Here is a 24,587-nt window from a genome sequence, read left to right on the forward strand (position 1 = left end):
ACCGGCAGAAACTTTGAGTTTGTCAGCTAAACTCTGCGTTTTCGCCGACGATGCCGTTCCAGTCCTTCGTATTAGTCGACCTTTGAGGCGCTGTTGGTGCCTCGACAAAATGTTGCGCGTGAACAAGCTGGATCAACCGCAGTCTGTTCTGCATCGAATATTTATTTGCCGGGGCGCCTTTGGCGCGTCGCTACCGTGAGATAGCCGTCCTCCATGTTTGGTTCCAACGACGACAAGAAGACCCCAGCTGCGGCTGGCGAGAAGAAAAGCCTGTTCGGATGGCTGCGCAAAAAGCCGCAGGAACCCGTCGTCGAACAGCCACAACCGATTCCTGAGCCCACGCCGGTATCGGTAATAGAAGAAGCGCCTGCGCCGGTTGTTGCGCCGATCGCCGAAGCGGTGCTGCAACCCACAGTTGAAGCCGTTCCCGAGCCTGTCAGCGAAATCGTCGCCGAGGCTCCTCCGGCCCTGGCCACTGCGCCGTGGCTGACCCTGCCGGTATCGGAAGAGCCGGTGGCGCTGGTCGAAGATGATCGGGCGCCGCATGTGACACCGTCGATTCCGGCGCCGACAGGGTTTACGCCAGCACCGGTTCAAGAACCTGTGGCTGAGCCGGTTATTGAGCCTGTAGTTGAGCCCGTCGTTGTGGCCGAGCCAGCGCCGATTGCCAGCGAACCGGTGGTTCCGGTATTCGTTGCCCCGGTTGCCCCGGTTGCCCCGGTTGCTCCAGTCGCTCCGGAACCCACACCTGTTCCCGCTCCGGTGCTTGAGCCGGTCGCTGCACTGGTCGAGACGCCGGTCGAACCCGCACGTACCGAAGAATCCAAAGCCGGCTTCTTTGCCCGCCTCAAGCAGGGCCTGTCCAAGACCAGCGCCAGCATTGGTGAAGGCATGGCCAGCCTGTTCCTGGGCAGGAAGGTCATCGATGACGAGTTGCTCGAAGACCTCGAGACGCGCTTGCTGACTGCCGACGTCGGTGTTGAAGCCACCTCGGTGATCATCCAGCGTCTGACCCAGAAGGTTGCACGCAAGGAACTGGCCGACGCAGACGCGCTGTACAAATCCCTGCAGGCCGAGCTCGCCGCGATGCTCAAGCCTGTCGAGCAGCCGCTGAAAATCGTCTCGCAGAACAAGCCGTTCGTGATTCTGGTGGTCGGCGTCAACGGCGCCGGCAAAACCACGACCATCGGCAAACTGGCGAAGAAGCTGCAGCTGGAAGGCAAGAAAGTCATGCTCGCTGCCGGCGACACCTTCCGCGCTGCAGCCGTCGAGCAGTTGCAGGTCTGGGGTGAGCGCAACAAGATCCCGGTGATCGCGCAGCACACTGGCGCCGACTCGGCCTCGGTGATCTTCGATGCCGTGCAGGCCGCCAAGGCCCGTGGCATCGACGTGTTGATCGCCGACACCGCCGGTCGTCTGCACACCAAAGACAACCTGATGGAAGAGCTGAAGAAGGTTCGCCGGGTGATCAGCAAGCTCGACGCCGATGCGCCGCACGAAGTGCTGCTGGTGCTCGATGCCGGTACCGGCCAGAACGCCATCAACCAGGCCAAGCAATTCAACCAGACCGTCGAACTGACCGGCCTGGCGCTGACCAAGCTCGACGGCACCGCCAAGGGCGGGGTGATTTTTGCCCTGGCCAAGCAATTCGGCCTGCCGATCCGCTACATCGGCGTCGGTGAAGGCATCGACGATTTGCGTACTTTTGAAGCAGAACCCTTTGTCCAGGCATTGTTTGCCGAGCGGGAGCGTTCATGATTCGTTTCGAACAGGTCGGTAAACGCTACCCGAACGGTCACGTCGGCTTGCATGAGCTGAGCTTTCGAGTCCGTCGGGGCGAATTTTTGTTTGTCACCGGCCATTCCGGTGCCGGTAAAAGCACCTTGTTGCGCCTGCTGCTGGCCATGGAGCGTCCAACCAGCGGCAAATTGCTGCTCGCCGGGCAAGACCTGAGCACCATCAGCAACGCGCAGATCCCTTTCCTGCGTCGTCAGATCGGCGTGGTGTTTCAGAATCACCAGTTGCTGTTCGATCGCACGGTGTTCAACAACGTTGCGCTGCCCTTGCAGATCCTCGGCCTGTCCAAGGCCGAAATCGCCAAGCGCGTGGATTCGGCGCTGGAGCGCGTGGCCCTGTCGGACAAGACCGACTTGTATCCGGGCGACCTGTCCACCGGTCAGCAGCAGCGTGTGGGCATTGCCCGCGCCATCGTCCACCGCCCGGCCTTGCTGCTGGCGGACGAACCGACCGGTAACCTCGACCCGCGTCTGGCCGCTGAAATCATGGGTGTGTTCGAAGACATCAACCGCCTCGGCACCAGCGTGCTGATCGCCAGTCACGACCTGGCCCTGATCGCCCGCATGCGCCACCGCATGCTGACTTTGCAACGCGGTCGATTGATCGGCGACGGGGAGGCTGCGGAATGAGTGCAACACGTAGTCCCAAGGTTTCCGAACGTGTGGCCCCGAAGGCCGCCGATCCGCAGCCACAGAAGAAAAAGCGCGACGATGACGACGGGCCGGACTTTGCCACATTGTTCCGTGCCTGGATTGAAAGCCATCGCGCCAGCCTGCTGGACAGCCTGCGTCGGCTGGGCAAGCATCCCATTGGCAGTTTTTTCACCTGCATGGTGATGGCAGTGGCCCTGAGTTTGCCGATGGGGCTGTCACTTTTGCTAAGTAACGTCGAGCGTCTTGGCGGTTCCTGGCAGCGTGCGGCGCAGATCTCCCTGTACCTCCAACTCGAAGCCAGTCCGGCGGAAGGCGAATCCCTGCGCGAGCAGATCAAAGGTATGCCAGGCGTGGCGGATGCAGAATTCGTCGGTCGGGATCAGGCGCTTGAAGAGTTCCAGCAGCAGTCCGGTTTGGGCGATGCGCTCAAGGAATTGCCAGAGAACCCGCTGCCAGGCGTGGTCCTGGTGACGCCGAAGGAAGTCGACAAGCCTGCGCTTGAAGCATTAAGACAAAAACTATCCGAGCTTCCGAAGGTACAACAGGCGCAACTTGATTTAGTGTGGGTCGAGCGTCTGGCAGCCATCCTCAAGCTGGGCGACCGATTTGTCTTCGGTCTGACCGTGCTTCTGGTTTCTGCATTACTTTTGGTGATAGGCAATACCATTCGTCTTCATATTGAAAACCGCCGCACAGAGATAGAAGTGATTAAACTGGTCGGCGGCACTGACAGCTATGTGCGCAGGCCCTTTCTCTATATGGGCGCGTTGTATGGCTTTGGTGCGGGGGTTCTGTCCTGGGGGGTGCTGGCGTTCGGCCTGGACTGGCTGAACGACGCGGTGGTTGGGCTGGCCGGTTTGTATGGCAGTGATTTTGCGTTGGCCGGTGTGCCGGTTGCCGACGGTCTGTCTCTCTTGCTTGGCGCGGTGCTGTTGGGGTATATCGGTGCATGGATTGCAGTCGCACGCCACCTGAGGGAGCTTGCGCCTAAGTAGTATCATTTTGCTCGTATTGACCTTTCAGCGTTTTTGGGTTTTTGGGAACTTGTTTTTCGGTTTCCGGTCAATTTTCGCAGTGCTGAACTGCACGAGTTTGTAAGTCGGAGGTTTTTTCGTATGACCAATTCTTTGCAACCTGCATATGCTCTGGTCCCGGGTGCGAACCTGGAGGCCTATGTGCACACCGTCAACAGCATTCCATTGCTGACGCCGGAGCAGGAGCGTGAACTGGCCGAGAGTCTCTATTATGAGCAGGATCTTGAGGCGGCTCGGCAGATGGTGCTCGCCCACCTGCGGTTTGTCGTACATATCGCCCGTAGCTATTCCGGCTACGGTCTGGCTCAGGCTGACCTGATCCAGGAAGGTAACGTCGGCCTGATGAAGGCTGTGAAGCGCTTCAACCCGGAAATGGGTGTGCGTCTGGTTTCGTTCGCCGTGCACTGGATCAAGGCTGAAATCCACGAGTTCATCCTGCGCAACTGGCGCATCGTGAAAGTCGCGACCACCAAGGCCCAGCGCAAGTTGTTCTTCAACCTGCGCAGCCAGAAGAAGCGTCTGGCGTGGCTGAACAACGAGGAAGTCCACCGTGTGGCGGAAAGCCTCGGTGTGGAGCCTCGGGAAGTGCGCGAGATGGAAAGTCGCCTGACCGGCCATGACATGGCCTTCGACCCGGCTGCCGAAGCCGACGACGACAGCGCTTTCCAGTCGCCGGCCAACTATCTGGAAGACCACCGGTATGATCCGGCCCGTCAACTGGAAGACGCTGACTGGAGCGACAACTCCAACCACAACCTGCACGAAGCGCTGGAAGTGCTGGACGACCGCAGCCGTGACATCCTCTACCAGCGCTGGCTGGCGGAAGAAAAAGCCACGCTGCATGACCTGGCGCAGAAGTACAACGTATCGGCCGAGCGTATTCGTCAGCTTGAGAAGAGCGCGATGAACAAGCTCAAAGTGTCGATCGCCGCGTAAGCGCGGTACAGGCAATAAAAAAACGCCCCGATCATTGATCGGGGCGTTTTGTTTTTAGGGGCAAAAGATCGCAGCCTTCGGCAGTTCCTACAGGAATACGCGATCCAATGTAGGAGCTGCCGAAGGCTGCGATCTTTACTGCGCCCAAGGCGCCCGGCGCGAATCATTAAGGCCGACCAGATAGCTGTCGCCACCCAACTGACTCATCTGCCGCCGAATCCAGCCGGCCCGCCGCGCCACGTACCCGGTCGGATGGCTGGCACTCCATACCCGAGGATTGGGCAATACGGCAGCGAGCATGCTCGATTGTTGACGGCTGAGGTTCTTGGCGCTCACACCGAAATGATGCCTGGCTGCCGCTTCGGCGCCAAACACGCCGTCATCCCATTCGACACTGTTCAGGTAAACCTCAAGGATCCGCTGCTTGGGCCAGAAAATTTCGATCAGCCCGGTGAACCAGGCTTCCAGGCCTTTGCGCAGCCAGCTGCGGCCGGACCACAGGAACAGATTCTTCGAGACTTGCTGGCTGAGCGTGCTGGCACCGCGGATGGTGCCGCCAAGTTCGTTGTGGGCCAGGGCTTTCTGAATCGCGCCGAAGTCGAAACCCCAATGCTCCGGGAATTTCTGATCTTCGCCCGCAATCACGGCGAGCTTCAGGTCATCGGAGATCTTGTCCCAGGGTTCCCAGTCACGTTGCAGATCGATAGGTTCGCCGTCGAACCAGGATTCGATCTTGCGCTCGACCATCAGCGTCGTCCCCGGTGGAGGCACGAACCGAAAAATCAGCACCAGCAAAACGCTGCCGCCCATGAACCAGAGCACGGCCTTGGTGAAACGACGGAAATAGATACGCAGCATAGAGATGGCTTGGCCGAACCCGTTGAGCGGGCCATTATACAGACCCTGCTGATCGAGACTGACTGGAGTTCTTCATGCTGCGTGGCTTTTTGATGCTGGCCGCTTTTTTCGGTTTCACCGGTGTCGGTCTTGGGGCCTTTGCCGCCCATGGATTGAAAAACCGCCTGAGCGCCGAGTACCTGGCGATTTTCCATACCGGCGTCACCTACCAGTTGGTGCACACACTGGCGTTGTTGGGCGTCGCATTACTGGCCACGCAGATTCCCGGGCGTCTCGTGACGTGGGCGGGTGCATCGTTTGCCATCGGTATCTTGTTGTTCTCCGGCAGTCTGTACGTGTTGACGCTGACCGGTGTCAGCAAGCTCGGGATCATTACGCCTTTCGGTGGCCTGGCCTTCCTGGTGGGCTGGTTTTGCCTTGGGTTGGCCGCCTGGCGCTTGCCGCTGACCGCTTGACGCTTGTTGCTGACCTTTAGGTCATGATCGGGCTAGAATGCCAGCCCCTAAAAATGATGGCGGCATTCGGCATGCGCATTCAGTTGAACGGTGAATCCTTGGAACTGCCCGACGGTGAAACCGTTGCGGCCCTGCTTACCCGTCTGGACCTGACCGGTCGCCGGGTGGCGGTCGAACTCAATCTGGATATCGTCCCGCGCAGTCAGCATGCAGACACTGCATTGAACGACGGCGACAACGTCGAAGTGGTGCACGCCATCGGCGGCGGCTAGCAGCCTCGGCCCAGTGGCCACAGAATTCTGCAAGTACCTCACCCCTACAGAGGATTTCCCATGAGCATCGTTCGTAGCGACAAGCCTTTCGTCCTGGCCGGTCGTACTTACCAGTCGCGTTTGCTGGTCGGTACCGGCAAGTACCGTGACATGGAAGAAACCCGCCAGGCCATCGAAGCCTCGGGTGCCGAGATCGTCACTTTCGCCGTGCGCCGCACCAACCTCGGTCAGATCGAGGGCGAGCCGAACCTGCTCGAAGTGCTGTCGCCGGATCGCTACACCTTCCTGCCAAACACCGCCGGTTGCTACGACGCTATCGAGGCCGTGCGCACTTGCCGTCTGGCCCGTGAGCTGCTCGATGGCCACAATCTGGTGAAGCTGGAAGTGCTGGCCGATCAGAAAACCCTGTTCCCCAACGTGATCGAAACCCTCAAAGCCGCCGAAACGCTGGTCAAGGAAGGTTTTGACGTGATGGTCTACACCAGCGATGACCCGATCATCGCCCGCCAATTGGCGGATATCGGCTGCATCGCGGTCATGCCGCTGGCCGGTCTGATCGGTTCGGGTCTGGGCATCTGCAATCCGTACAACCTGCAGATCATCCTGGAAGAAGCCAAGATTCCGGTGCTGGTGGATGCCGGTGTGGGTACCGCGTCCGACGCCACCATCGCCATGGAATTGGGTTGTGATGCGGTGCTGATGAACTCGGCCATCGCCCACGCCCAGCAGCCAGTGATGATGGCCCAGGCCATGCAACACGCCATCCTTGCAGGTCGCATGGCCTACCTCGCCGGCCGTATGCCGAAAAAACTCTATGCCAGCGCCTCTTCGCCGCTGGATGGTCTGATCAAGTAAGAGCCATTGATGACTGAATCGAACGACACGCCAATCCCGACGGAAGAAGGCGACGAGCGCCAACACCGCCGCATCAAGAGTTTCGTGATGCGCGCCGGGCGCATGACCGAAGGCCAGCAAAAGGGCCTGGAGCAGGGCACGCCGCTGTTCGTGCTGCCACTGGCCGATGCGCCGGTGGACTTCGACCAGGTGTTCGGTCGCTCGGCTCCGCGCTCGCTGGAAATCGGTTTCGGCATGGGCCATTCGCTGCTGGAAATGGCCGCGGCTTCGCCAGACCAGGACTTCATTGGCGTGGAAGTGCACCGTCCGGGTGTCGGCGCACTGCTCAATGGCGTGCTGACGCAGGGCCTGACCAACCTGCGGGTCTACGATTGCGATGCGATCGAAGTGCTCAACCGTTGCGTGGCCGATAACAGCCTCGATCGCCTGATGCTGTTTTTCCCGGACCCGTGGCACAAGAGCCGTCATCACAAGCGCCGTATCGTTCAGGCATCCTTCGCTGAGCTGGTGCGCAGCAAGTTGAAAGTCGGCGGCATTCTGCACATGGCCACCGATTGGGAACCGTACGCCGAGTACATGCTGGAAGTGATGAACGTTGCGCCGGGTTATAGCAACCTGGCTGAAGACGGCAAGTGCGTGCCCCGCCCGGCCGAGCGCCCGATCACCAAGTTCGAACGCCGCGGCGAACGTCTTGGGCATGGCGTGTGGGATTTGAAGTTCGAAAAACTGTCGTAAGCCGTAACGCTTCAAACCTGTAGGAGCCGGCTTGCTGGCGATGGAGTGTCAGTCAACGTTGAGGTGGCTGACCCGCATCGCCAGCAAGCCGGCTCCTACGGTTTTTTGTACGCCCCGATATCAGCGGCGGTCAGCAACTACGCCAATCAACACCAGTACCCGTAACCCGGCTGAATACGGCAAGTGCGTATCACGTCCAACCTGTAGGATCCGGCTTGCTGGCGATGGAGTGTCAGTCAACGTTGAGGTGGCTGACCCACATCGCCAGCAAGCCGGCTCCTACGGTTTTTTGCGCGCCCCGATATCAGCGGCGGTCGGCAACTACGCCAGTCCCCGTAACCCGGCTGAATACGGCAAGTACGTATCACGTCCAACCTGTAGGAGCCGGCTTGCTGGCGATGGAGTGTCAGTCGACATTGAGGTGGCTGACCCACATCGCCAGCAAGCCGGCTCCTACGGTTTTTTGTACGCCCCGATATCAGCGGCGGTCAGCAACTACGCCAATCAACACCAGTACCACCAGCAACACCGGCGCGAGGCTGTAGTTGTTGAACTGGCTCAGGCCGCGAACAACCCAAGGCGTGGCATAGATCAGCGCAGCGCCGCTGCCGATCATGCACAGCAGGGCCATCATCGGTACGCGCAGGGCGCCGGCAATGTTGCCCAGGCGTTGCTCGACCCAGCCTTTGAAATCCGCACCGAACAGCACCAGCAGGCAGCCCACCAGGGCCAGGGCGATTTCCGAGAGATTGCTGCGGCTCCAGCGAGACACGGTGGCGAGCAGGTCGAGTACCAAATCCATTCGTTTTCCCTTAAGGCTGAAATCAGCTCAGAAATTTCTGCAACAAGTCGTTGAGGAAGAGTTGTCCGCGCTCGGTAGCCGCCAGACGTGACGGTTCGACCTGCAACAGGCCGCTTTGTTCGGCTTCGCGACGCGCTTCGGCGAGGCTTTCCAATGTCATGCCGGTGCGCTCCGGATAGAGCCGCGATTCGACGCCCTCCGTCAGGCGTAGCGCGTTCATCAGGAATTCGAACGGCATTTCATCGTTGGTCAGCGCTTTCTCGCCCGCCTTGAAGCTTTTCGCCGGATTCAGGTAATCCTTTGGCAAACGCGTCTTCCAGGTGCGGACGATGCGCCCGTCCGGATGGCTGAGCTTGCCGTGGGCGCCGGCACCGATACCGATGAAGTCACCGAAACTCCAGTAATTGAGGTTGTGCCGCGCCGGGCGACCGGGTTGGGCATAGGCCGAGACTTCGTATTGCGCGTAACCGTGTTCGGCCAGCAGCGCTTGGCCCGCCTCCTGAATGTCCCACAAGGTATCGTCTTCCGGCAGCGTCGGCGGCTGGTTCCAGAACACCGTGTTCGGTTCCAGAGTCAGCTGATACCACGACAGGTGCGTCGGTTTCAGGGCGATGGCGGTGCGCAGGTCATTAAGGGCGTCGTCCAGGGATTGATCGGGCAAACCGTGCATCAAATCCAGGTTGAAGTTATCGAACCCGGCCTGACGTGCCATGCCCGCGGCGCGGACGGCTTCGTCACCGTTGTGAATCCGGCCCAGCGCCTGGAGTTTTTCCTGCTGAAAGCTCTGGATGCCGATCGACAGGCGATTGATCCCCAGTTTCCGGTAGGCCACAAACTTGTCTTGTTCGAAGGTTCCCGGATTGGCCTCCAGGGTGATTTCGATGTCGCTGGCAAACGGGATGCGCTGTTCGACGCCTTTGAGCAAGCGACCCAAGGCCTCGGCACTGAACAGGCTCGGCGTGCCACCACCAAAGAAGATCGAACTCAACTCGCGGCCATAAACGGCGTGCAGATCCTGATCGAGATCCGCCAGCAGTGCATCGACGTACTCTTCTTCCGGCAGCACGGGGCTGGCGGTGTGGGAGTTGAAGTCGCAATAAGGGCATTTACGCACGCACCACGGGATGTGGATGTACAGCGCGAGAGGGGGCAGCACGGGCAGGGCGGCCCGAGGCGATTGCGCATCGCCGCCGAAGATCAGCGGCGACGCGGTGGATTCGCGGGTCATTTCAGGCCCAGACGCTGGCGCAGCAGATCCATTGCACGGGCGCGGTGGCTGATCTGGTTCTTGTCGGCCGGGCTCAACTCGGCGCTGGAGCAGTTGCGCTCCGGCACCCAGAACAGCGGGTCGTAGCCAAAACCGTGTTCGCCACTGGCAGCGGTCAGGATGTGCCCGTGCCACAGGCCTTCGCAGAGGATCGGTAACGGATCGTCGGCGTGACGCACCAGCGCCAACACACAGACGAACTGTGCACCGCGTTCAGCTTCAGGCACGTCTTTGAGCACGTCGAGCAGTTTGGCGTTGTTCGCCGCGTCGCCCTTGCCGTCGGCGTAACGCGCCGAATAGATGCCTGGCGCGCCGCCGAGGAAATCCACCGCCAGCCCGGAATCGTCGGCCAGCGCCGGAAGCCCGGAAATGCGTGCGGCATTGCGTGCTTTGAGGATGGCGTTTTCGACGAACGACAAACCCGTCTCTTCAGGCTCGATGCTGCTGAACTCGCCGATCGAGCGCAGGTGCACCGACTCGCCGAGCATGGCCTGGAGTTCTTTGAGTTTGCCGGCGTTATGGCTGGCCAATACGAGTTGCGTGAAGTTGATCATTGGCCGGGGAAGAGCTCTTGGTTGAAATTGATGGTGTTGATTTTGTCACCGGTCTGCACCTTGATGTCGAAGGTGCGGACTTCCTGCTGATCCACCGGAAATTGCGCGATGTAGTAGATCGCGCCTTGCTCGGTGATCTGCTTGAACTTCAGAGGCACGGTTTGGCTGGTCAGGTCTTTGACCGAGCCACTGACCTGGGCCATCAGTGGCTTGCCTTCCTTGATGACCGAAATGTTGATCACACCCTGGTTCTTGCTGCGGATCAGTTCAGCCGATTTGGCGATATCGGGTGTCAGGTACGTGGAGTTGAAGGTGTTGTAGTGCACCGTCACGTCGCCAAAGGTTTCCTGGCGCTCGCCCTTGATGGCGTCGGCGGCCATGGCGGTGACGCTCAGGCAGGCAGTGAGTAGAAACAGCGCTAGACGACCCATGATCGTTCTCCTCGAAATGTGGTGGTTCAGACCGCGACCTTGTGGTCTGCAAGCCCCGGGCTGCTGACGCGGTAAATACCGATCTCACCTAACAGATTAGGCCAAAGCTTACTGGCCCACCCGTGTCGATGCTGTTGATCCACGGCAAGCCGATCAATGACCTTCGCTTCACGTTCGCGGCACAAGGCTTCAAAGTCGGCGAAGGTGCAGAAGTGAATGTTCGGCGTGTTGTACCAGGTGTACGGCAGGAATTCGGAAACCGGCATCCGGCCCTTGCTCGCCAGGTACCAGCGGCAGCGCCAGTGGCCGAAATTGGGGAAGGTGATGATGCATTGGCGGCCGACGCGCAGCATTTCGTCGAGGATCTTGTCCGGGTAATGCACGGCTTGCAGCGCCTGGGTCATGACCACGACGTCGAAGCTGTTGCTGGCGAAGTTGCCCAGGCCCTTGTCCAGGTCCTGCTCGATGACGTTGATGCCCTTGGCTATGCACTCGGCGATGTTGTCCGCGTCGTTTTCCAGGCCGTAGCCGGTCACTTGCTTGTTGTCGCGCAGCCACGTCAGCAGCTCGCCGTCGCCGCAACCGAGGTCGAGCACGCGGCTGCCGGCGGGGATCCATTCCTGGATGATTTCCAGATCAGCTCTCATGGCTATCTCACAACGTAATGCGGTTCATGTAATTGCCGAACGCCTGCAAGTAACGCGGGATCGGAATCAGAAAGGCGTCGTGGCCTTGCGGCGCATCGATCTCGAGGTAGCACACGTCTTTGCGCGCCGCCATCAGCGCATCCACCAGTTCCCGCGAACGGGCAGGGGAAAAGCGCCAGTCGGTGGTGAACGACATCACGCAGAACTTGGCCGTGGCGTTTTCGAAGGTTTTTGCCAGGTTATCGTCGAAGTTGGCCGCCGGATCGAAATAGTCCAGGGCCTTGGTCATCAACAGATAAGTGTTGGCGTCGAAACGCCCGGAAAACTCTTCGCCCTGATAGCGCAGGTAGCTTTCGACCTGGAACTCGACGCTGTGGAAGTCGTAGTTGAGCTTCTCGCTTTTCAGGCCGCGACCGAATTTCTCGCCCATGGAATCGTCGGACAGGTAGGTGATGTGCCCGACCATCCGCGCCAGCATCAGCCCGCGCTTGGGGATCACACCTTGTTCCTGGAACGAGCCGCCGTGGAACTCCGGGTCGGTGAGAATCGCCTGGCGCGCCACTTCGTTGAAGGCAATGTTTTGCGCCGACAGCTTGGGGGCCGAGGCGATGGCCAGGCAGTGACGGATGCGCTCAGGGTAGGTGATGCTCCATTGCATCGCCTGCATGCCGCCGAGACTGCCGCCGATCACCGCCGCGAATTGGCGGATACCCAGCAAATCGGCCAGCCGCGCCTGGCTGTGCACCCAGTCTTCCACGGTCAACACCGGGAAGTCGGCGCCGAACGGTTTGCCAGTTTCCGGGTTGATGCTGCTCGGGCCGGTGGAGCCGTTGCAGCCTCCGAGGTTGTTCAGGCTGACCACGAAGAACTTGCTGGTATCGATCGGTTTGCCGGGGCCGATGCAGCTGTCCCACCAACCGGGCTTGCGGTCGTCGACGCTGTGATAACCGGCAGCGTGGTGATGGCCGGACAAGGCGTGACAGATCAGCACAGCGTTGCTCGCCGTGGCGTTCAGCGTGCCGTAGGTTTCGTAGATCAGGTCATAGGCTGGAAGCGAGCGACCGCAGGCCAAGGCCAGGGGGTCGCTGAAGTGCGCCGTTTGCGGCGTCACCAGACCAACAGAATCGGGGGGGAAGGCAGCTGGCATCGACCCTGCTCTCATTGAAATGAGGCGTAAGTCTAAAGACCGCTGGGGTTAGCGGCAAGCAACGATCGGGCCTGAATTTTCCCTGTAGGACCGAGGTGTGGCCATCGCGAGCGAGCTCGCTCCTACAGGGGGAACGCATTCCAATGCAGGAGCGAGCCTGCTCGCGATGAACGATGACGCGATTAGATCAGAATGCGCAGGATTTCCGGCATCATCGTCATGGCAGCAAGGTTGTTGATTACCAGCATGTCGATCAGCTTGAGTGCCAGGAACGCGAAGATCGGCGACAGATCCAGCCCGCCCAGGTTGGGCAGGAACTTGCGGAACGGCGCCAGGGCCGGTTCGCAGAGGTCGTTGACCAGTTCAGCGCCCGGGTTATGGCTGCCCGGAGCGACCCAGGACAGAATCACGCTGATGATCAGGGCGAAGAAGAAGATCTTCAGGAACAGCGCGGTCACGCCGATGAGAGACCAAATCAGCAGTTGCAGCGGGTTGCCGGTGGTGCCGTAGGTCAGCAGCAGGGTCAGGGCCATCAGTGCCAGTTGCACCAGAATCGCCAGCACCAGCGAGGACATGTCCAGGCCGAACATGCTCGGGATGATCCGGCGCAGTGGTTTGAGCAGCGGCTGGGTAGCCTTAACGATGAACTGGCAGAGCGGGTTGTAGAAGTTCGCCCGCACCAGTTGCAGCACGAAGCGCATCAGCACGATCAGCAGGTACAGGCTGCCGAGGGTTTGCAGCACGTAGACCGCTGCAGTGTTCAATCCAATCATGAAAAGCTCCTTATTTGCCCAGTTGTTCGGCCATCTCGGCCGAGCGGTGCGCGGCGGCGCCGAGTGCTTTTTCGACCAGAGATTCGAAACCGTTGGCCTGGAACGACTTGATGGCGGCTTCCGTGGTGCCCGCAGGCGAGGTCACGCGACGGCGCAACTCAGCGGCGTCGACGTCGCTGGAGACGGCCATATGCGCGGCGCCCAAGGCAGTTTGCAAGGTGAGTTGCGCTGCGATGTCCGCTGGCAGGCCAAGTTTTACGCCGGCAGCGGTCATCGCCTCGATCAGCAGGAAGAAGTACGCCGGACCCGAACCGGAAACGGCGGTGACGGCGTCCAGTTGCTGCTCTTCATCCAGCCACAGGGCGATGCCGACTGCGGACAGCAGCTCTTGAGCCTGTTGACGCTGATCGGCAGTCACTTCGGCGGTCGCGAACAAACCGCTCACGCCCTGACGCAACAGGGCCGGGGTGTTGGGCATGCAGCGCACGATCGGGTGGGCGCCGAGCCAGTTGTTCATGCTGGCGCAAGTGATACCGGCGGCAATCGATACCACCAGTTGATTGGGCTTGAGGCTTGGGCGAAGGGCTTCGCAGACGGTTTTCATCGCCTGGGGTTTGACCGCCAGCACGACCACGTCGGCGCCTTCGATGGCCTGGGCGTTGTCAGCGAAGGTTTCGATGCCGTGCTCGGCGCTCACGCGGGCGCGGGTTTCGTCACCCGGATCGCTGGCGCGGATCTGCGCGGCATCCAGACCCTTGGCCCGCAGGCCGCCGATCAGGCTGGCGGCCATGTTGCCGGCACCGATAAAGGCAATACGCGTCTTGCTCATGTCAGGTCCTTAAAAGAGAGTTCATGGTTGACCATGCATTTGTGAATAGTCGCGAGCACCAAACAGGGCGGTACCAATACGCACCCAGGTGGCGCCTTGAGCAATGGCCGACTCGAGATCGTGGCTCATGCCCATGGAAAGTGTGTCGAGCGGCAAGTTCAGGCTGGCTTGCAGGCTTTGCACAGCAGCAAAGGCAGCATCCTGTTCGGCGCGGTCTTCAGTCGGCTCGGGAATTGCCATCAACCCGCGTAACTTCAAACGCGGCAGGGCGCTGATGGCGTGGGCCAGGGCCGGCAGGTCGGCCGGCGTGCAGCCGGATTTGCTGGCTTCATCGCTGACATTGACCTGGATACAGATGTTCAAGGGCGGTAAATCGGCAGGGCGTTGCTCGGACAGGCGTTGTGCGATTTTCAGACGATCCACGGAATGCACCCAGTCGAAATGCTCGGCGATGGAGCGAGTCTTGTTCGATTGAATGGGGCCGATGAAGTGCCAGATCAAGGGCAGGTCAGCCAGTTCAAGCTGCTTGCCCAGTGCCTCTTGCAGGTAGTTCTCACCAAAGTCACGCAGGCCGGCGGCATAGGCTTCGCGCAGGGCTTCGGCGGGTTTGGTCTTGCTCACGGCCAGCAGCTGGACGCTGTTTTCGGCGCGGTTGGCAGCAAGTGTTGCGGCATGTATGCGCGAACTAACCTGAAGAATGTTGTCTGCTATGGTGGACATCAAGAGGCGCCAGCGGTCTGAAGGTTCGCGGCATTCTACTGGAATTGAGAGGCGCAATGGATATCACTGAACTGCTGGCGTTCAGCGCCAAACAGGGTGCATCCGATCTGCATTTATCTGCCGGCCTGCCGCCGATGATTCGGGTGGATGGCGATGTACGACGGATCAATCTGCCAGCGCTGGACCATCAGCAAGTCCAGGCGCTGATCCACGCCATCATGAACGACGCCCAGCGGATGGACTTCGAAAAGCACCTGGAAACCGATTTTTCGTTCGAAGTGCCTGGTGTGGCGCGTTTTCGGGTCAATGCGTTCCACCAGAACCGTGGTGCGGGCGCGGTGTTCCGCACCATTCCCTCGAAAGTGCAGAGCATGGAAGAGCTGGGCATGGGCGAAGTGTTTCGCAAAATGACCGATGCACCACGCGGCCTGGTGTTGGTCACCGGGCCGACCGGTTCCGGCAAATCGACCACGCTGGCGGCGATGATCGACTACCTCAACACCCACCGCCATCACCACATTCTCACCATCGAAGATCCCGTCGAATTCGTGCACGAACCGCGTAAATGCCTGATCAATCAGCGCGAGGTGCATCGCGACACCCGCAGTTTCGCCGCAGCCCTGCGCTCGGCATTGCGCGAAGACCCTGATGTGATTCTGGTGGGGGAGATGCGTGACCTGGAGACCATTCGCCTGGCATTGACCGCCGCCGAGACGGGCCACCTGGTGTTCGGCACGTTGCACACCACATCGGCGGCGAAGACCATCGACCGGGTGGTGGACGTGTTTGCACCAGACGAGAAAGCGATGATGCGTTCGATGCTCGCTGAATCGCTGGTGGCCGTGGTGTCGCAGACACTGATCAAGAAGATTGGCGGCGGGCGCATTGCCGCGCACGAAATCATGCTGGGGACTTCGGCAATCAGGAACTTGATCCGCGAGAACAAGGTGGCACAGATGTTCTCGTCGATTCAGTCGGGCGGGTCGTTGGGGATGCAGACGCTGGATATGAGCTTGAAGGAATTGGTGAACAGAGGGTTGATCAGTCGAGATCATGCGCGGGAGAAGGCGCGGTCACCGGATGGTTTTTGAGGGTTAGTGCTACCTGTGGCGAGGGAGCTTGCTCCCGCTGGGCTGCGAAGCAGCCCCAAAAATCCGGGAGCGCTGCGCACTCCAGCGGGAGCAAGCTCCCTCGCCACAAGTGTTCGGCTTCAGACGAGCACTTGGCTAATCAGCGCTGAACAACCCGCAACGCGTTCTGTTCTTTTGGCAGTACGCGCTTGGCAACCACGTAGTGCTTTTCCCAGTACGGCTTCTTCAGGGTGTCGATGGAAACCGACTTGCCACGACGCGGTGCGTGGATGAAGCGGTCGTTGCCCAGGTAGATGGCAACATGATTGACTCGACGGCTCTTGATGTTGAAGAAAATCAGGTCGCCCGGCTTCAGGTCTTCGCGATCCACTTTCTCGCCATGACCCTTGGCCATGGCATTGGAAGTGCGAGGCAGGTCAAAGGTGGCGTCGTTGAACGCGTACTTCACCAGACCGCTGCAATCGAAGCCTTTGCTCGGGCTGCTGCCGCCCCAACGGTACGGCGTACCCAGGACGTTCACAGCGCGGCTCAGCACATTGCTGCTTTCCTTGGATGCCATAGGTGGCACCAGGCTGCTTTTGCTGGTCAACTCTGGAGCGGTTTTGACCGATTTACTGCTTTTGCTGGAAGGGGCAGAAGCGTGGGATTTTGGGGTGTAACCATTAACGTTTGGAAGACGTTGCTCACGATTGGTGGCGTGGGCGGCCAGTGGCATCAAAAGGCAAATGGTTAGCCATGTCTTTAAAAATGAACGCATTAAGCAAGGCTCGGATAGGTGAACGCGCAACTTTATAACAGCTTTTTTTGCCCTTCCGAGGCCGTTGGTCGATTCAACCCGGAGGTCAACGGAACCAATCAAGCGGCATTTGGGTGAAATTGTCGGACAGAAGTCAGGTGCTATAAGGCTTTGGCGGGAATGACAGTAGCATTTGCCATACGTCGGGTGCCTGTAAAAAAGTCACAAAGAATTCAAGAATATTTATCTATCGTGTGAAACGAGGTTATCCATGAACCCCTATCAACAAACTGTTCAGCAGCAAGATACGCACAGCAAAGTCATCGGTTATTTGCTGTGGGTTTTCGGTTTTACCGGTGCTCACCGCTTTTATTACGGCAAGCCGGTGACCGGAACGATCTGGTTCTTCACCTTTGGATTGTTGGGGATTGGCTGGCTCATCGACCTGTTCCTGATTCCGGCAATGGACCGCGAGGCTGATTTTCGGTTTACCGCAGGGCCGATCGAATACAACGTGGCGTGGATTCTGCTGACGTTTCTCGGCGTATTCGGTGTGCACCGGATGTATCAGGGGAAATGGATCAGCGGGCTGCTGTACCTGGTGACGGGCGGGTTGTTCTTTTTGGGAGTGCTGTATGACTTCTGGACGCTGAATGATCAGGTTTCCGTGCGTAACGCCCAGAATCGCGGCGCCTTTTAAGTAAGCCATCGCTAGCAGGCTAGCTCCCACAGGTGATTTGTGTTGTTCACAGATCCTGTGTGGGAGCTAGCCTGCTAGCGATTGGGGCAACGCGGTCTTAAGCCTGGTGGCTGATCCGTCCGTCCACCAGGGTGTAACGCACTACGCCCGGCAGGCTGTGGCCAATGAACGGGCAGTTCTCGCCTTTCGACAGCCAGGTTTCACCCGCGACGGTCGAAGCCGCAGGGTCGAACAGCACGATATCCGCCGCACCACCCACCGCCAATTTTCCCGCCGGCAGGCGCAAGGCCTCGGCAGGACCGGCACTGAGGCGTGCCAGCAGCGTCGGCAAATCCAGCAAGCCGTCTTCCACCAGTGTCATCGCCAGGGGCAGCAGCAATTCAACACTGCTGATGCCCGGCTCGGTCGCGCCGAACGGTGCCAGTTTGGCGTCACGCTCGTGGGGTTGGTGGTGGCTGGAAATAGCCGAGATCACTCCCGACTTCACCGCAGCACGCAGGCCATCGCGGTCGGCGCGGGTGCGCAGCGGCGGCTGGACGTGATACAGGCTGCTGAAATCGATCAGCGCTTCGTCGGTCAGGATCAATTGATACAGCGCCACGTCCGCCGTGACGTTCAGGCCGCGAGCCTGAGCCTGGGCAATCAGTTCCACGCCACGGGCGCTGGTGAGCTGGCTGAAGTGCGCGCGCACGCCACTTTGCTCGACCAGAAGCAGGTCTCGGGCCAGAGCCACGGTTTCGGCGCTTTCCGGAATGCCCGGCAGGCCAAGGAAACTGGCAGTCGGGCCTTCGTGGGCCAGTCCGCCTTCGGCGAGGTCGTGATCCTGGGAGTTGAAAATCACCGTCAGGTCGAAGGTAGCCGCGTACTCCAGCGCCCGGCACAGGGTGCGGGTGTTGCGGAAACTCTCCAGACCATTGCCGAAGGCCACGCAACCGGCATCGCGCAGGGCGACCAGTTCTGCCAGCTGTTCGCCGTCCAGGCCTTTGCTCAGGGCGCCGATCGGGAAGACTTTGGTGTTGCCGGCCTCGCGGGCGCGGTCGAGGATCAGTTCGGCCACGGCCGAGGTGTCCAGCACCGGTTTGGTTTTTGGCGGGCAGCACAGGCTGGTAACGCCACCGGCCGCGGCGGCGCGGGTTTCGCTGACGATCGAGCCTTTACGGCTGTAACCCGGCTCGCGCAGGGCGACGTTGAGGTCGACCAGGCCAGGCGCGGCCACCAGGCCTTGGGCGTCGAGGGTGTCGACGGCGACAAAACCGGCCGGTGCGGCGCCAAGGGCGACGATCTTGCAGGCTTCGATATGAATGTCGGTCACTTGATCCAGGCCGCTGCTTGGATCGATGACGCGTGCGCCGAGAATGCTGAGCTTCACTGGGCGTTCTCCTGCTCGAATTGACGTTGCGCAGTCTGCCCGCTCATGGCCATCGACAGCACGGCCATACGAATCGCGATGCCGTAGGTGACCTGGTTGAGGATCACCGAGTGCGGACCGTCGGCCACCGCCGACTCAATTTCCACGCCGCGGTTGATCGGCCCCGGGTGCATGACGATGCAATCGGGTTTGGCCCCGGCCAGGCGCGCGGTGGTCAGGCCGAACAGGCGGTAGAACTCACCTTCGCTCGGCAACAGGCCACCGGTCATGCGCTCACGCTGCAAGCGCAGCATGATCACCACGTCGACGTCTTTCAGGCCTTCGGTCATGTCGGTGTAAACCTTCACACCGTATTGCTCGATGCCGATCGGCAGCAGGGTTTTCGGTGCAATCACGCGAATGTCCGGGCAGCCGAGGGTTTTCAGCGCCAGCATGTTCGAGCGTGCGACCCGCGAGTGCAGGATGTCACCGACGATGGCCACCGAGAGGTTTTCAAAACCACCCTTGTGCCGGCGAATGGTGAGCATGTCGAGCATGCCCTGGGTCGGGTGCGCGTGACGGCCGTCACCACCGTTGATGATTGCCACTTGCGGGCACACATGCTCGGCGATGAAGTGCGCGGCGCCGGAGTCACCGTGGCGCACAACGAACATGTCGGCAGCCATGGCTTCAAGATTGCGCAGGGTATCGAGCAGGGTTTCCCCCTTGCTTGCCGACGATGTCGACACGTTCAGGGTAATCACGTCTGCCGACAGGCGCTGGGCCGCCAGTTCGAAGGTGGTGCGGGTGCGGGTCGAGTTCTCGAAGAACACGTTGCACACGGTCTTGCCGCGCAACAACGGGACTTTTTTCACAGCCCGTGCGCCCACTTCGAGGAAGGAGTCGGCAGTGTCGAGGATTTCCGTCAGCAACTCGCGGCGCAAACCGTCGAGCGAGAGGAAGTGACGCAGCTGGCCCTGATCATTGAGCTGCAGCGGGCGCTTGGTTTCTAGAGGCGTCATCGCGAGGGGGACTCTCAATAGGGCGAATTAAAGGGCGAGGTCTTGCAGTTCGAGCGCAAGCTCCGGACCGGACAGCTTCACGCGCTCGTGGGCGGCCAGCGACAGGGTCGCACCGACTACGTTCGGACGGATCGGCAGTTCGCCGGCGTCCAGGTCTAGCAGGCACACCAGCGTCACGCTGGCCGGACGGCCGTAGTCGAACAATTCATTCAGGGCGGCGCGGACGGTCCGGCCGCTCATCAGCACGTCATCGATCAGCACCAGGTGCTGGCCTTCGATTTCGAACGGTAGCGCCGAAGGGCGCACTTGCGGGTGCAGGCCGTTCTGGCTGAAGTCGTCGCGATAGAAGGAAACATCCAGGGTGCCGAGGGGCTCGTCGCTGCCCAGTTCCTTGAGCAAGGCCTGGGCGACCCAGACGCCGCCGGTACGAATGCCGATGTAGCGCGGTTCGCTGATAGCACGGTGTTCCAGATGGGCCTTTAGACGCGTGGCCATCTGGCTGATCAGTTCGGCGGGATTGGGCAGGCTCATGGTTGCTCCTTCTTGGGCCCGAGCCGGTGCTGCTTCAACGGCAGGCTCGGGTTGTAGCTAAGAGAGGCGTGTAAACGACTCGTCAGGATTCGAACAATGCAGTGTTTGCGTCGAGCCAGCCTTGCAGCAGCAGGGCGGCGGCGATGGCGTCGACCGGGTTGTCGCGGTAGCTGCCCTTTTGTCCGCCGCGATCACGTCGCTCGCCTTTGGCTTCAAAGGTCGTCAGGCGTTCATCGTGGGTGTAGAAGGGCAGGTTGAAACGGCCGTTCAAACGGCGGGCGAACTTTTCGGCTCGCAGGCACATGTCGCTCGGTGTGCCGTCCATGTTCAATGGCAGGCCAACCACCACGGCATCGGGTTTCCACTCTTTAATGAGGGCCTCGACCTGGTTCCAGTCAGGAATGCCGTTCTGCGCTTTCAAGGTGCACAGCTCACGGGCCTGGCCGGTGATCACCTGGCCGACCGCAACGCCGATCTGTTTGGTGCCGTAGTCAAATCCGAGAATCAGCCGCAGGGCCATCAGGCGTGCCCCGCCTGGCTGGTGAGCAGGCTGAGATTGACGCCCAGGTGTTTGGCGGCCGCTTCCAGGCGCATTTCGCTGCTGGTATTGAACAGGATGTCGGCGTCGAAGGGGCAATTCAGCCAGGCGTTCTGGGCCAGTTCGGCCTCCAGTTGACCGGCTTCCCAGCCCGCATAACCGAGGGCAATCAAGCTTTTTGCCGGACCGACACCGTCAGCGATGGCGAACAATACGTCCTGAGAGGTCGACAGGGACAATTCGTCCTCCAGATCAACGGTTGCCTGGAAGCTCAGACCTTTAGGGTGCAGCACAAAACCGCGATCGGTTTGCACTGGGCCACCGATGAAGATCGGCACATGCTGGCAGAGCGCTGGCGGCTCGATATCCGGGCGCAATTGCTCAAGAATATCGGCCAGGCTCAGGTCTTGCGGACGGTTGATCACCAGCCCCATGGCACCATTGGCCGAGTGCTCGACGATATAGGTCAAGGTGTGCGCAAAGTTCGGGTCGGCCATGTGTGGCATGGCGATCAGGAATTGATGCTTGAGGTAGCTGGGGCTGACGTTTTTCATGAGCGCTAGTGTGGCGTTCGAGGGGCGAACTGACAAGCTGGGGAGTGATGTTTGCTTGAGATTGGTCGCTGGTTCGCATGGTCAAACGGGTGTAACGCGGTCCTGCAGGAGCCGGCTTGCTGGCGAATGCGATTTCAAGGACGCCATCGCCAGCAAGCCGGCTCCTACAGGTCATAGGCCCGTCAGTTGCTGGAGAGTCGATCGCCGCGGGCAAACTTCCAGGTGCGGATGATTTCCAGGCGGTCGATGTCCGACAGGTCGCCGGTAAACGGTGCAAAAGGCGCCGCCAGTCGCACAATCCGCTGGGCCGCCTGATCCAGCAGCGGTTGCCCGGAAGATTCCAGTACCAGCACTTCATACAACGAGCCGTCGCGGTTGATCGAAACCATCAGGCGCAGGTTGCCGTAGATCTGTTTGCGCCGTGCTTCGTCGGGGTAATTGAGGTTGCCGATACGCTCGACCTTCTTGCGCCATTCGTCTTTGTACCAGGCGCCCTTGTCGCGCATGGTCGAGGCGGCGCTCAGGCGGTGGATGCGCGGGCGCTTGGCGTACAGCTGTTGTTCGGCCGCCAGTTCCGCTTCGAGGCTGGCGATGTCGCTGGACAACTGCTCGCTGTCGAACGTCGGCGCCTGGACCATGGGTTTGGCTTCGGTCTTGGGCTCTTCGGTCTTGGCGGGGGCTTTTTTAGGTTTTGGCGCGATGGTGGTCACGGCAGCCTTTGGCGGCGCTTGCTGCACTTCTGGCTTGGCGGCCGGTGGTGGCGTGACCTTCTGTACTTTGTTGTCCTGGAAGGGCGCGACCTCGGTGGTCTTGGGAATCGCCTTTTTATCCAGCGTGCCGCTGCCTTGCTGATTTTCCTGGGCGAGGAAATCGGCTTTTTCAGGCTTTTTTTCGCTTTTGAACGTGGCGAGGGTGATTTCCAGGGTTTTGCTGATCTGCTTGGGCTCGACCACTGCAAACCCGACGCCCAGCAACAGCGCCAAGTGGATCAGCGCCGCGAGAAACAGGGTAAAACCGAGGCGATCGGCCGGGCGCACGCCACGGTGGGCGAGTTCTGCGGGCAGATCGGACGGGAGTGTCATGACAAGGAAACCAACATCGCGTTTTTCACAGGCCGGGCATGATAACGCAATGTGGGTTCTTCATCGGCTGTTCTATATCAACGCGCTTTGAGCTTCTGATCGATGGCATCCATAAGCATGCCGCCGATGTCGGTGCCAAACGCGTTGTCGATCTCGCGAATGCACGTCGGGCTGGTGACGTTGATTTCAGTCAGGTGCTCGCCGATCACGTCCAGACCAACGAACAGCAGGCCTTTTTCACGCAGGGTCGGGCCGACTTGTGCGGCGATCCAGCGATCCTTGTCGGTTAGTGGACGCGCTTCGCCACGGCCACCGGCCGCCAGGTTGCCACGGGTTTCGCCTGCCGCGGGAATGCGTGCCAGGCAGTAGTCCACCGGCTCGCCGTCGATCATCAGGATGCGTTTGTCGCCGTCCTTGATCGCCGGCAGGTAGGCCTGGCCCATGATCTGCTGGGCGCCGAGGGCGGTCAGGGTTTCGAGGATCACCGAGAGGTTCGGGTCGCCAGCGCGATGACGGAAGATCGACGTGCCGCCCATGCCGTCCAGCGGCTTGAGGATCACATCGCCGTGTTTGGCGGCGAATTCACGCAGCACGTCGGCACGGCGGCTGACCACGGTCGGCGGCGTGCACTGCGGGAACAGCGTAGCGAACAGCTTTTCGTTGCAGTCACGCAGGCTTTGCGGCTTGTTGACCACCAGCACGCCGGCGCGCTCGGCCTGCTCCAGCAGATAGGTGGAGTAGACGAACTCCATGTCGAACGGCGGATCCTTGCGCATCAGGATCACGTCCAGATCGCTCAGCAACGCATCGCTTTCGGCGCCCAGTTCGAACCATTTTTCCGGGTTGGCGAACACCTGCAACGGCCGCATCCGCGCCCGGGCCTGGCCTTCGGCCTGGTACAGGTCGCGCTGCTCCATATAGAACAGTTCCCAGCCACGCTTCTGCGCGGCCAGCAGCATGGCCAGCGAGCTATCCTTTTTATAGGAGATGCTGGCGATAGGGTCCATGACAATCCCGACGCGAACGCTCATTGGGTTTTCCTCGAAATTTGGGGGAGCGAGAACCGCTTTTCTGTAGAAGCGAGCATGCTCGCGATGAACCCAAGAACACCGCGGGGTGTCAGGTTTCGCGCGTCATCGTTGACGTCAATCGCGAGCATGCCCGCTCCTACAGTTAATAGAAGCAGTGCCGTATAAAAGTGGCGTCAGAGTGGCGCTGAGTGTGTTCCCGGTCAAGGAAAAACCACCTTGAGGGTCGGCCGATAGATTGGTACTGGAGACTGTGCTAAAAAGACTGCCGAGTGGTACTGGCCCTTGAGTATCAAGGGCTTCGAGCCGCGTTAGCCGGCAAACGGACAATTTGTTTCGCAAAGGCGACGGTAGAGCATTTTATGGAACAGCAAACCAGCGCCTTGAAGGTCATGGTGATCGACGATTCGAAGACGATTCGCCGCACCGCCGAAACGTTGCTCAAGAATGTGGGTTGTGAGGTCATCACGGCCATCGACGGTTTCGATGCCCTGGCCAAGATTGTCGATAACCACCCCGGCATCATCTTTGTCGACATCATGATGCCGCGCCTGGATGGCTACCAGACCTGCGCCCTGATCAAGAACAACAGCGCGTTCAAGTCCACGCCAGTGATTATGCTGTCGTCCAAGGACGGGCTGTTCGACAAGGCCAAGGGGCGCATCGTCGGCTCCGATCAGTTTTTGACCAAGCCGTTCAGCAAGGAAGAATTGCTTGATGCGATCCAGGCCCATGTGCCGGGGTTCGCCGCTGTATTGCCGCAGTAGGACACGCACAGTGATGCTCGGCCAACGGGTCTGGCGTCGACAAAAATGGGGAAGACCATGGCACGTATTCTGATCGTCGATGATTCGCCGACCGAAATGTACAAACTGACCGGCATGCTGGAAAAGCACGGTCATGAAGTGTTGAAAGCCGAAAACGGTGCCGACGGCGTTGCGCTGGCCCGTCAGGAAAAGCCCGACGCGGTCCTGATGGACATCGTCATGCCCGGCCTCAATGGTTTCCAGGCGACCCGTCAGCTGACCAAAGACCCGGACACCGGGCACATCCCGGTGATCATCATCACCACCAAGGATCAGGAAACCGACAAGGTCTGGGGTACGCGCCAGGGCGCCAAGGACTACCTGACCAAGCCAGTCGATGAAGAAACCCTGATCAAGACCCTGAACAACGTGCTGGCCGGTTGATC

Annotated in this window: 30 protein-coding genes; 12 read left to right on the forward strand and 18 right to left on the reverse strand. The window is 60.1% G+C overall.

Features of this window, described 5'->3' with window-relative positions:
* Positions 1-213 precede the first annotated feature (213 nt).
* From ftsY to rpoH, 4 genes are all read left to right on the forward strand, one after another.
* Complete coding sequence (gene ftsY / locus QYH43_RS08075) at positions 214-1,758, forward strand: signal recognition particle-docking protein FtsY (protein ID WP_301156845.1); 1,545 nt, start codon at positions 214-216, stop codon at positions 1,756-1,758.
* Positions 1,755-2,426, forward strand: a complete 672-nt coding sequence (ftsE, locus tag QYH43_RS08080; RefSeq protein WP_095057385.1) for a cell division ATP-binding protein FtsE — start codon at positions 1,755-1,757, stop codon at positions 2,424-2,426. Before ftsY ends, ftsE begins: the two co-directional genes overlap by 4 nt.
* The gene (ftsX, locus tag QYH43_RS08085) at positions 2,423-3,445 is read left to right on the forward strand and encodes a permease-like cell division protein FtsX (protein WP_095057386.1); all 1,023 of its coding nucleotides are present in this window, start codon (positions 2,423-2,425) and stop codon (positions 3,443-3,445) included. Before ftsE ends, ftsX begins: the two co-directional genes overlap by 4 nt.
* A gap of 120 nt (positions 3,446-3,565) precedes the next feature.
* Entirely contained in the window at positions 3,566-4,420 is an 855-nt protein-coding gene (gene rpoH, locus QYH43_RS08090; protein ID WP_056853991.1) for an RNA polymerase sigma factor RpoH, read from the forward strand.
* A gap of 135 nt (positions 4,421-4,555) precedes the next feature.
* On the opposite strand, the gene mtgA is transcribed toward rpoH, so the two are convergent.
* Complete coding sequence (gene mtgA, locus QYH43_RS08095; protein ID WP_095057387.1) at positions 4,556-5,278, reverse strand: monofunctional biosynthetic peptidoglycan transglycosylase; 723 nt, start codon at positions 5,276-5,278, stop codon at positions 4,556-4,558.
* A gap of 74 nt (positions 5,279-5,352) precedes the next feature.
* On the opposite strand from mtgA, the gene QYH43_RS08100 reads away from it, so the two are divergent.
* The 4 genes from QYH43_RS08100 (at position 5,353) to trmB (ending at position 7,595) form a co-directional block, all read left to right on the forward strand.
* The gene (locus QYH43_RS08100; protein WP_095057388.1) at positions 5,353-5,733 is read left to right on the forward strand and encodes a DUF423 domain-containing protein; all 381 of its coding nucleotides are present in this window, start codon (positions 5,353-5,355) and stop codon (positions 5,731-5,733) included.
* Between the two features lie 71 nt (positions 5,734-5,804).
* Entirely contained in the window at positions 5,805-6,005 is a 201-nt protein-coding gene (gene thiS, locus QYH43_RS08105) for a sulfur carrier protein ThiS (protein WP_162184594.1), read from the forward strand.
* 60 nt (positions 6,006-6,065) lie between these two features.
* The gene (locus tag QYH43_RS08110) at positions 6,066-6,860 is read left to right on the forward strand and encodes a thiazole synthase (protein ID WP_095057389.1); all 795 of its coding nucleotides are present in this window, start codon (positions 6,066-6,068) and stop codon (positions 6,858-6,860) included.
* A gap of 9 nt (positions 6,861-6,869) precedes the next feature.
* The gene (trmB, locus tag QYH43_RS08115; RefSeq protein ID WP_301156846.1) at positions 6,870-7,595 is read left to right on the forward strand and encodes a tRNA (guanosine(46)-N7)-methyltransferase TrmB; all 726 of its coding nucleotides are present in this window, start codon (positions 6,870-6,872) and stop codon (positions 7,593-7,595) included.
* Positions 7,596-8,073: 478 nt separating this feature from the next.
* Here trmB and QYH43_RS08120 read toward each other — a convergent pair whose 3' ends face one another.
* From QYH43_RS08120 to QYH43_RS08160, 9 genes are all read right to left on the reverse strand, one after another.
* The gene (locus QYH43_RS08120; protein ID WP_095057391.1) at positions 8,074-8,397 is read right to left on the reverse strand and encodes a DUF3392 domain-containing protein; all 324 of its coding nucleotides are present in this window, start codon (positions 8,395-8,397) and stop codon (positions 8,074-8,076) included.
* A 22-nt stretch (positions 8,398-8,419) separates the two neighbouring features.
* Positions 8,420-9,625: a radical SAM family heme chaperone HemW gene (gene hemW / locus QYH43_RS08125; protein ID WP_301156847.1), complete on the reverse strand. Its 1,206-nt coding sequence runs from the start codon at positions 9,623-9,625 to the stop codon at positions 8,420-8,422.
* Positions 9,622-10,218, reverse strand: coding sequence for an RdgB/HAM1 family non-canonical purine NTP pyrophosphatase (rdgB, locus tag QYH43_RS08130; protein WP_095057393.1), 597 nt, complete (start codon positions 10,216-10,218; stop codon positions 9,622-9,624). Before rdgB ends, hemW begins: the two co-directional genes overlap by 4 nt.
* The gene (locus QYH43_RS08135; RefSeq protein ID WP_301156848.1) at positions 10,215-10,649 is read right to left on the reverse strand and encodes a DUF4426 domain-containing protein; all 435 of its coding nucleotides are present in this window, start codon (positions 10,647-10,649) and stop codon (positions 10,215-10,217) included. The genes rdgB and QYH43_RS08135 overlap by 4 nt, the downstream gene beginning before the upstream one ends.
* 26 nt (positions 10,650-10,675) lie before the next feature.
* Positions 10,676-11,296 (reverse strand): methionine biosynthesis protein MetW, encoded by a 621-nt coding sequence (gene metW / locus QYH43_RS08140; protein WP_095057395.1) that lies wholly within the window; start codon positions 11,294-11,296, stop codon positions 10,676-10,678.
* A gap of 7 nt (positions 11,297-11,303) precedes the next feature.
* Entirely contained in the window at positions 11,304-12,443 is a 1,140-nt protein-coding gene (locus tag QYH43_RS08145) for a homoserine O-acetyltransferase (protein ID WP_301156849.1), read from the reverse strand.
* A 182-nt stretch (positions 12,444-12,625) separates the two neighbouring features.
* The gene (locus tag QYH43_RS08150) at positions 12,626-13,216 is read right to left on the reverse strand and encodes a YggT family protein (protein ID WP_095057397.1); all 591 of its coding nucleotides are present in this window, start codon (positions 13,214-13,216) and stop codon (positions 12,626-12,628) included.
* Positions 13,217-13,226: 10 nt separating this feature from the next.
* Positions 13,227-14,045 (reverse strand): pyrroline-5-carboxylate reductase, encoded by an 819-nt coding sequence (gene proC / locus QYH43_RS08155; protein WP_301156850.1) that lies wholly within the window; start codon positions 14,043-14,045, stop codon positions 13,227-13,229.
* 21 nt (positions 14,046-14,066) lie between these two features.
* The gene (locus tag QYH43_RS08160) at positions 14,067-14,765 is read right to left on the reverse strand and encodes a YggS family pyridoxal phosphate-dependent enzyme (RefSeq protein WP_301156851.1); all 699 of its coding nucleotides are present in this window, start codon (positions 14,763-14,765) and stop codon (positions 14,067-14,069) included.
* A 56-nt stretch (positions 14,766-14,821) separates the two neighbouring features.
* On the opposite strand from QYH43_RS08160, the gene QYH43_RS08165 reads away from it, so the two are divergent.
* Complete coding sequence (locus QYH43_RS08165) at positions 14,822-15,856, forward strand: type IV pilus twitching motility protein PilT (protein ID WP_301156852.1); 1,035 nt, start codon at positions 14,822-14,824, stop codon at positions 15,854-15,856.
* A 139-nt stretch (positions 15,857-15,995) separates the two neighbouring features.
* On the opposite strand, the gene QYH43_RS08170 is transcribed toward QYH43_RS08165, so the two are convergent.
* The gene (locus tag QYH43_RS08170; protein WP_095057401.1) at positions 15,996-16,613 is read right to left on the reverse strand and encodes a C40 family peptidase; all 618 of its coding nucleotides are present in this window, start codon (positions 16,611-16,613) and stop codon (positions 15,996-15,998) included.
* 250 nt (positions 16,614-16,863) lie between these two features.
* Between QYH43_RS08170 and QYH43_RS08175 the strand changes: the two genes are divergently transcribed.
* A complete protein-coding gene (locus QYH43_RS08175; RefSeq protein WP_095057402.1) occupies positions 16,864-17,292 on the forward strand; it encodes a TM2 domain-containing protein in 429 nt (142 codons plus the stop codon).
* Positions 17,293-17,389: 97 nt separating this feature from the next.
* On the opposite strand, the gene QYH43_RS08180 is transcribed toward QYH43_RS08175, so the two are convergent.
* From QYH43_RS08180 to gshB, 7 genes are all read right to left on the reverse strand, one after another.
* Positions 17,390-18,661: a dihydroorotase gene (locus tag QYH43_RS08180; RefSeq protein WP_095057403.1), complete on the reverse strand. Its 1,272-nt coding sequence runs from the start codon at positions 18,659-18,661 to the stop codon at positions 17,390-17,392.
* A complete protein-coding gene (locus QYH43_RS08185) occupies positions 18,658-19,662 on the reverse strand; it encodes an aspartate carbamoyltransferase catalytic subunit (protein WP_007897943.1) in 1,005 nt (334 codons plus the stop codon). The genes QYH43_RS08180 and QYH43_RS08185 overlap by 4 nt, the downstream gene beginning before the upstream one ends.
* A 27-nt stretch (positions 19,663-19,689) precedes the next feature.
* Entirely contained in the window at positions 19,690-20,193 is a 504-nt protein-coding gene (gene pyrR / locus QYH43_RS08190) for a bifunctional pyr operon transcriptional regulator/uracil phosphoribosyltransferase PyrR (protein ID WP_095057404.1), read from the reverse strand.
* An 82-nt stretch (positions 20,194-20,275) separates the two neighbouring features.
* Positions 20,276-20,713 (reverse strand): Holliday junction resolvase RuvX, encoded by a 438-nt coding sequence (gene ruvX, locus QYH43_RS08195; protein WP_095057405.1) that lies wholly within the window; start codon positions 20,711-20,713, stop codon positions 20,276-20,278.
* The gene (locus QYH43_RS08200; RefSeq protein WP_095057406.1) at positions 20,713-21,285 is read right to left on the reverse strand and encodes a YqgE/AlgH family protein; all 573 of its coding nucleotides are present in this window, start codon (positions 21,283-21,285) and stop codon (positions 20,713-20,715) included. Before QYH43_RS08200 ends, ruvX begins: the two co-directional genes overlap by 1 nt.
* A 182-nt stretch (positions 21,286-21,467) precedes the next feature.
* Positions 21,468-22,367, reverse strand: coding sequence for an energy transducer TonB (locus QYH43_RS08205; RefSeq protein WP_095057407.1), 900 nt, complete (start codon positions 22,365-22,367; stop codon positions 21,468-21,470).
* A gap of 77 nt (positions 22,368-22,444) precedes the next feature.
* Positions 22,445-23,398, reverse strand: coding sequence for a glutathione synthase (gshB, locus tag QYH43_RS08210; RefSeq protein ID WP_095057408.1), 954 nt, complete (start codon positions 23,396-23,398; stop codon positions 22,445-22,447).
* Between the two features lie 359 nt (positions 23,399-23,757).
* Between gshB and pilG the strand changes: the two genes are divergently transcribed.
* Together pilG and pilH are read left to right on the forward strand one after the other, a co-directional pair.
* Positions 23,758-24,162 carry a twitching motility response regulator PilG gene (pilG, locus tag QYH43_RS08215; RefSeq protein WP_095057409.1) on the forward strand — a complete coding sequence of 135 codons (405 nt, stop codon included), beginning with the start codon at positions 23,758-23,760 and terminating at the stop codon, positions 24,160-24,162.
* A 57-nt stretch (positions 24,163-24,219) separates the two neighbouring features.
* Positions 24,220-24,585 carry a twitching motility response regulator PilH gene (gene pilH / locus QYH43_RS08220; protein ID WP_027926574.1) on the forward strand — a complete coding sequence of 122 codons (366 nt, stop codon included), beginning with the start codon at positions 24,220-24,222 and terminating at the stop codon, positions 24,583-24,585.
* Positions 24,586-24,587 lie beyond the last annotated feature (2 nt).

Source organism: Pseudomonas sp. C32 (genome assembly GCF_030417915.1).
Taxonomy (GTDB): Bacteria; Pseudomonadota; Gammaproteobacteria; order Pseudomonadales; family Pseudomonadaceae; genus Aquipseudomonas.

Excerpts from the sequence above, each read along its gene's own strand:
- ftsY (WP_301156845.1), top strand. The coding sequence starts at position 214 with ATGTTTGGTTCCAACGACGACAAGAAGACCCCAGCTGCGGCTGGCGAG.
- ftsE (WP_095057385.1), top strand. The coding sequence starts at position 1,755 with ATGATTCGTTTCGAACAGGTCGGTAAACGCTACCCGAACGGTCACGTC.
- ftsX (WP_095057386.1), top strand. The coding sequence starts at position 2,423 with ATGAGTGCAACACGTAGTCCCAAGGTTTCCGAACGTGTGGCCCCGAAG.
- rpoH (WP_056853991.1), top strand. The coding sequence starts at position 3,566 with ATGACCAATTCTTTGCAACCTGCATATGCTCTGGTCCCGGGTGCGAAC.
- mtgA (WP_095057387.1), bottom strand. The coding sequence starts at position 5,278 with ATGCTGCGTATCTATTTCCGTCGTTTCACCAAGGCCGTGCTCTGGTTC.
- QYH43_RS08100 (WP_095057388.1), top strand. The coding sequence starts at position 5,353 with ATGCTGCGTGGCTTTTTGATGCTGGCCGCTTTTTTCGGTTTCACCGGT.
- thiS (WP_162184594.1), top strand. The coding sequence starts at position 5,805 with ATGCGCATTCAGTTGAACGGTGAATCCTTGGAACTGCCCGACGGTGAA.
- QYH43_RS08110 (WP_095057389.1), top strand. The coding sequence starts at position 6,066 with ATGAGCATCGTTCGTAGCGACAAGCCTTTCGTCCTGGCCGGTCGTACT.
- trmB (WP_301156846.1), top strand. The coding sequence starts at position 6,870 with ATGACTGAATCGAACGACACGCCAATCCCGACGGAAGAAGGCGACGAG.
- QYH43_RS08120 (WP_095057391.1), bottom strand. The coding sequence starts at position 8,397 with ATGGATTTGGTACTCGACCTGCTCGCCACCGTGTCTCGCTGGAGCCGC.
- hemW (WP_301156847.1), bottom strand. The coding sequence starts at position 9,625 with ATGACCCGCGAATCCACCGCGTCGCCGCTGATCTTCGGCGGCGATGCG.
- rdgB (WP_095057393.1), bottom strand. The coding sequence starts at position 10,218 with ATGATCAACTTCACGCAACTCGTATTGGCCAGCCATAACGCCGGCAAA.
- QYH43_RS08135 (WP_301156848.1), bottom strand. The coding sequence starts at position 10,649 with ATGGGTCGTCTAGCGCTGTTTCTACTCACTGCCTGCCTGAGCGTCACC.
- metW (WP_095057395.1), bottom strand. The coding sequence starts at position 11,296 with ATGAGAGCTGATCTGGAAATCATCCAGGAATGGATCCCCGCCGGCAGC.
- QYH43_RS08145 (WP_301156849.1), bottom strand. The coding sequence starts at position 12,443 with ATGCCAGCTGCCTTCCCCCCCGATTCTGTTGGTCTGGTGACGCCGCAA.
- QYH43_RS08150 (WP_095057397.1), bottom strand. The coding sequence starts at position 13,216 with ATGATTGGATTGAACACTGCAGCGGTCTACGTGCTGCAAACCCTCGGC.
- proC (WP_301156850.1), bottom strand. The coding sequence starts at position 14,045 with ATGAGCAAGACGCGTATTGCCTTTATCGGTGCCGGCAACATGGCCGCC.
- QYH43_RS08160 (WP_301156851.1), bottom strand. The coding sequence starts at position 14,765 with ATGTCCACCATAGCAGACAACATTCTTCAGGTTAGTTCGCGCATACAT.
- QYH43_RS08165 (WP_301156852.1), top strand. The coding sequence starts at position 14,822 with ATGGATATCACTGAACTGCTGGCGTTCAGCGCCAAACAGGGTGCATCC.
- QYH43_RS08170 (WP_095057401.1), bottom strand. The coding sequence starts at position 16,613 with ATGCGTTCATTTTTAAAGACATGGCTAACCATTTGCCTTTTGATGCCA.
- QYH43_RS08175 (WP_095057402.1), top strand. The coding sequence starts at position 16,864 with ATGAACCCCTATCAACAAACTGTTCAGCAGCAAGATACGCACAGCAAA.
- QYH43_RS08185 (WP_007897943.1), bottom strand. The coding sequence starts at position 19,662 with ATGACGCCTCTAGAAACCAAGCGCCCGCTGCAGCTCAATGATCAGGGC.
- pyrR (WP_095057404.1), bottom strand. The coding sequence starts at position 20,193 with ATGAGCCTGCCCAATCCCGCCGAACTGATCAGCCAGATGGCCACGCGT.
- ruvX (WP_095057405.1), bottom strand. The coding sequence starts at position 20,713 with ATGGCCCTGCGGCTGATTCTCGGATTTGACTACGGCACCAAACAGATC.
- QYH43_RS08200 (WP_095057406.1), bottom strand. The coding sequence starts at position 21,285 with ATGAAAAACGTCAGCCCCAGCTACCTCAAGCATCAATTCCTGATCGCC.
- QYH43_RS08205 (WP_095057407.1), bottom strand. The coding sequence starts at position 22,367 with ATGACACTCCCGTCCGATCTGCCCGCAGAACTCGCCCACCGTGGCGTG.
- gshB (WP_095057408.1), bottom strand. The coding sequence starts at position 23,398 with ATGAGCGTTCGCGTCGGGATTGTCATGGACCCTATCGCCAGCATCTCC.
- pilG (WP_095057409.1), top strand. The coding sequence starts at position 23,758 with ATGGAACAGCAAACCAGCGCCTTGAAGGTCATGGTGATCGACGATTCG.
- pilH (WP_027926574.1), top strand. The coding sequence starts at position 24,220 with ATGGCACGTATTCTGATCGTCGATGATTCGCCGACCGAAATGTACAAA.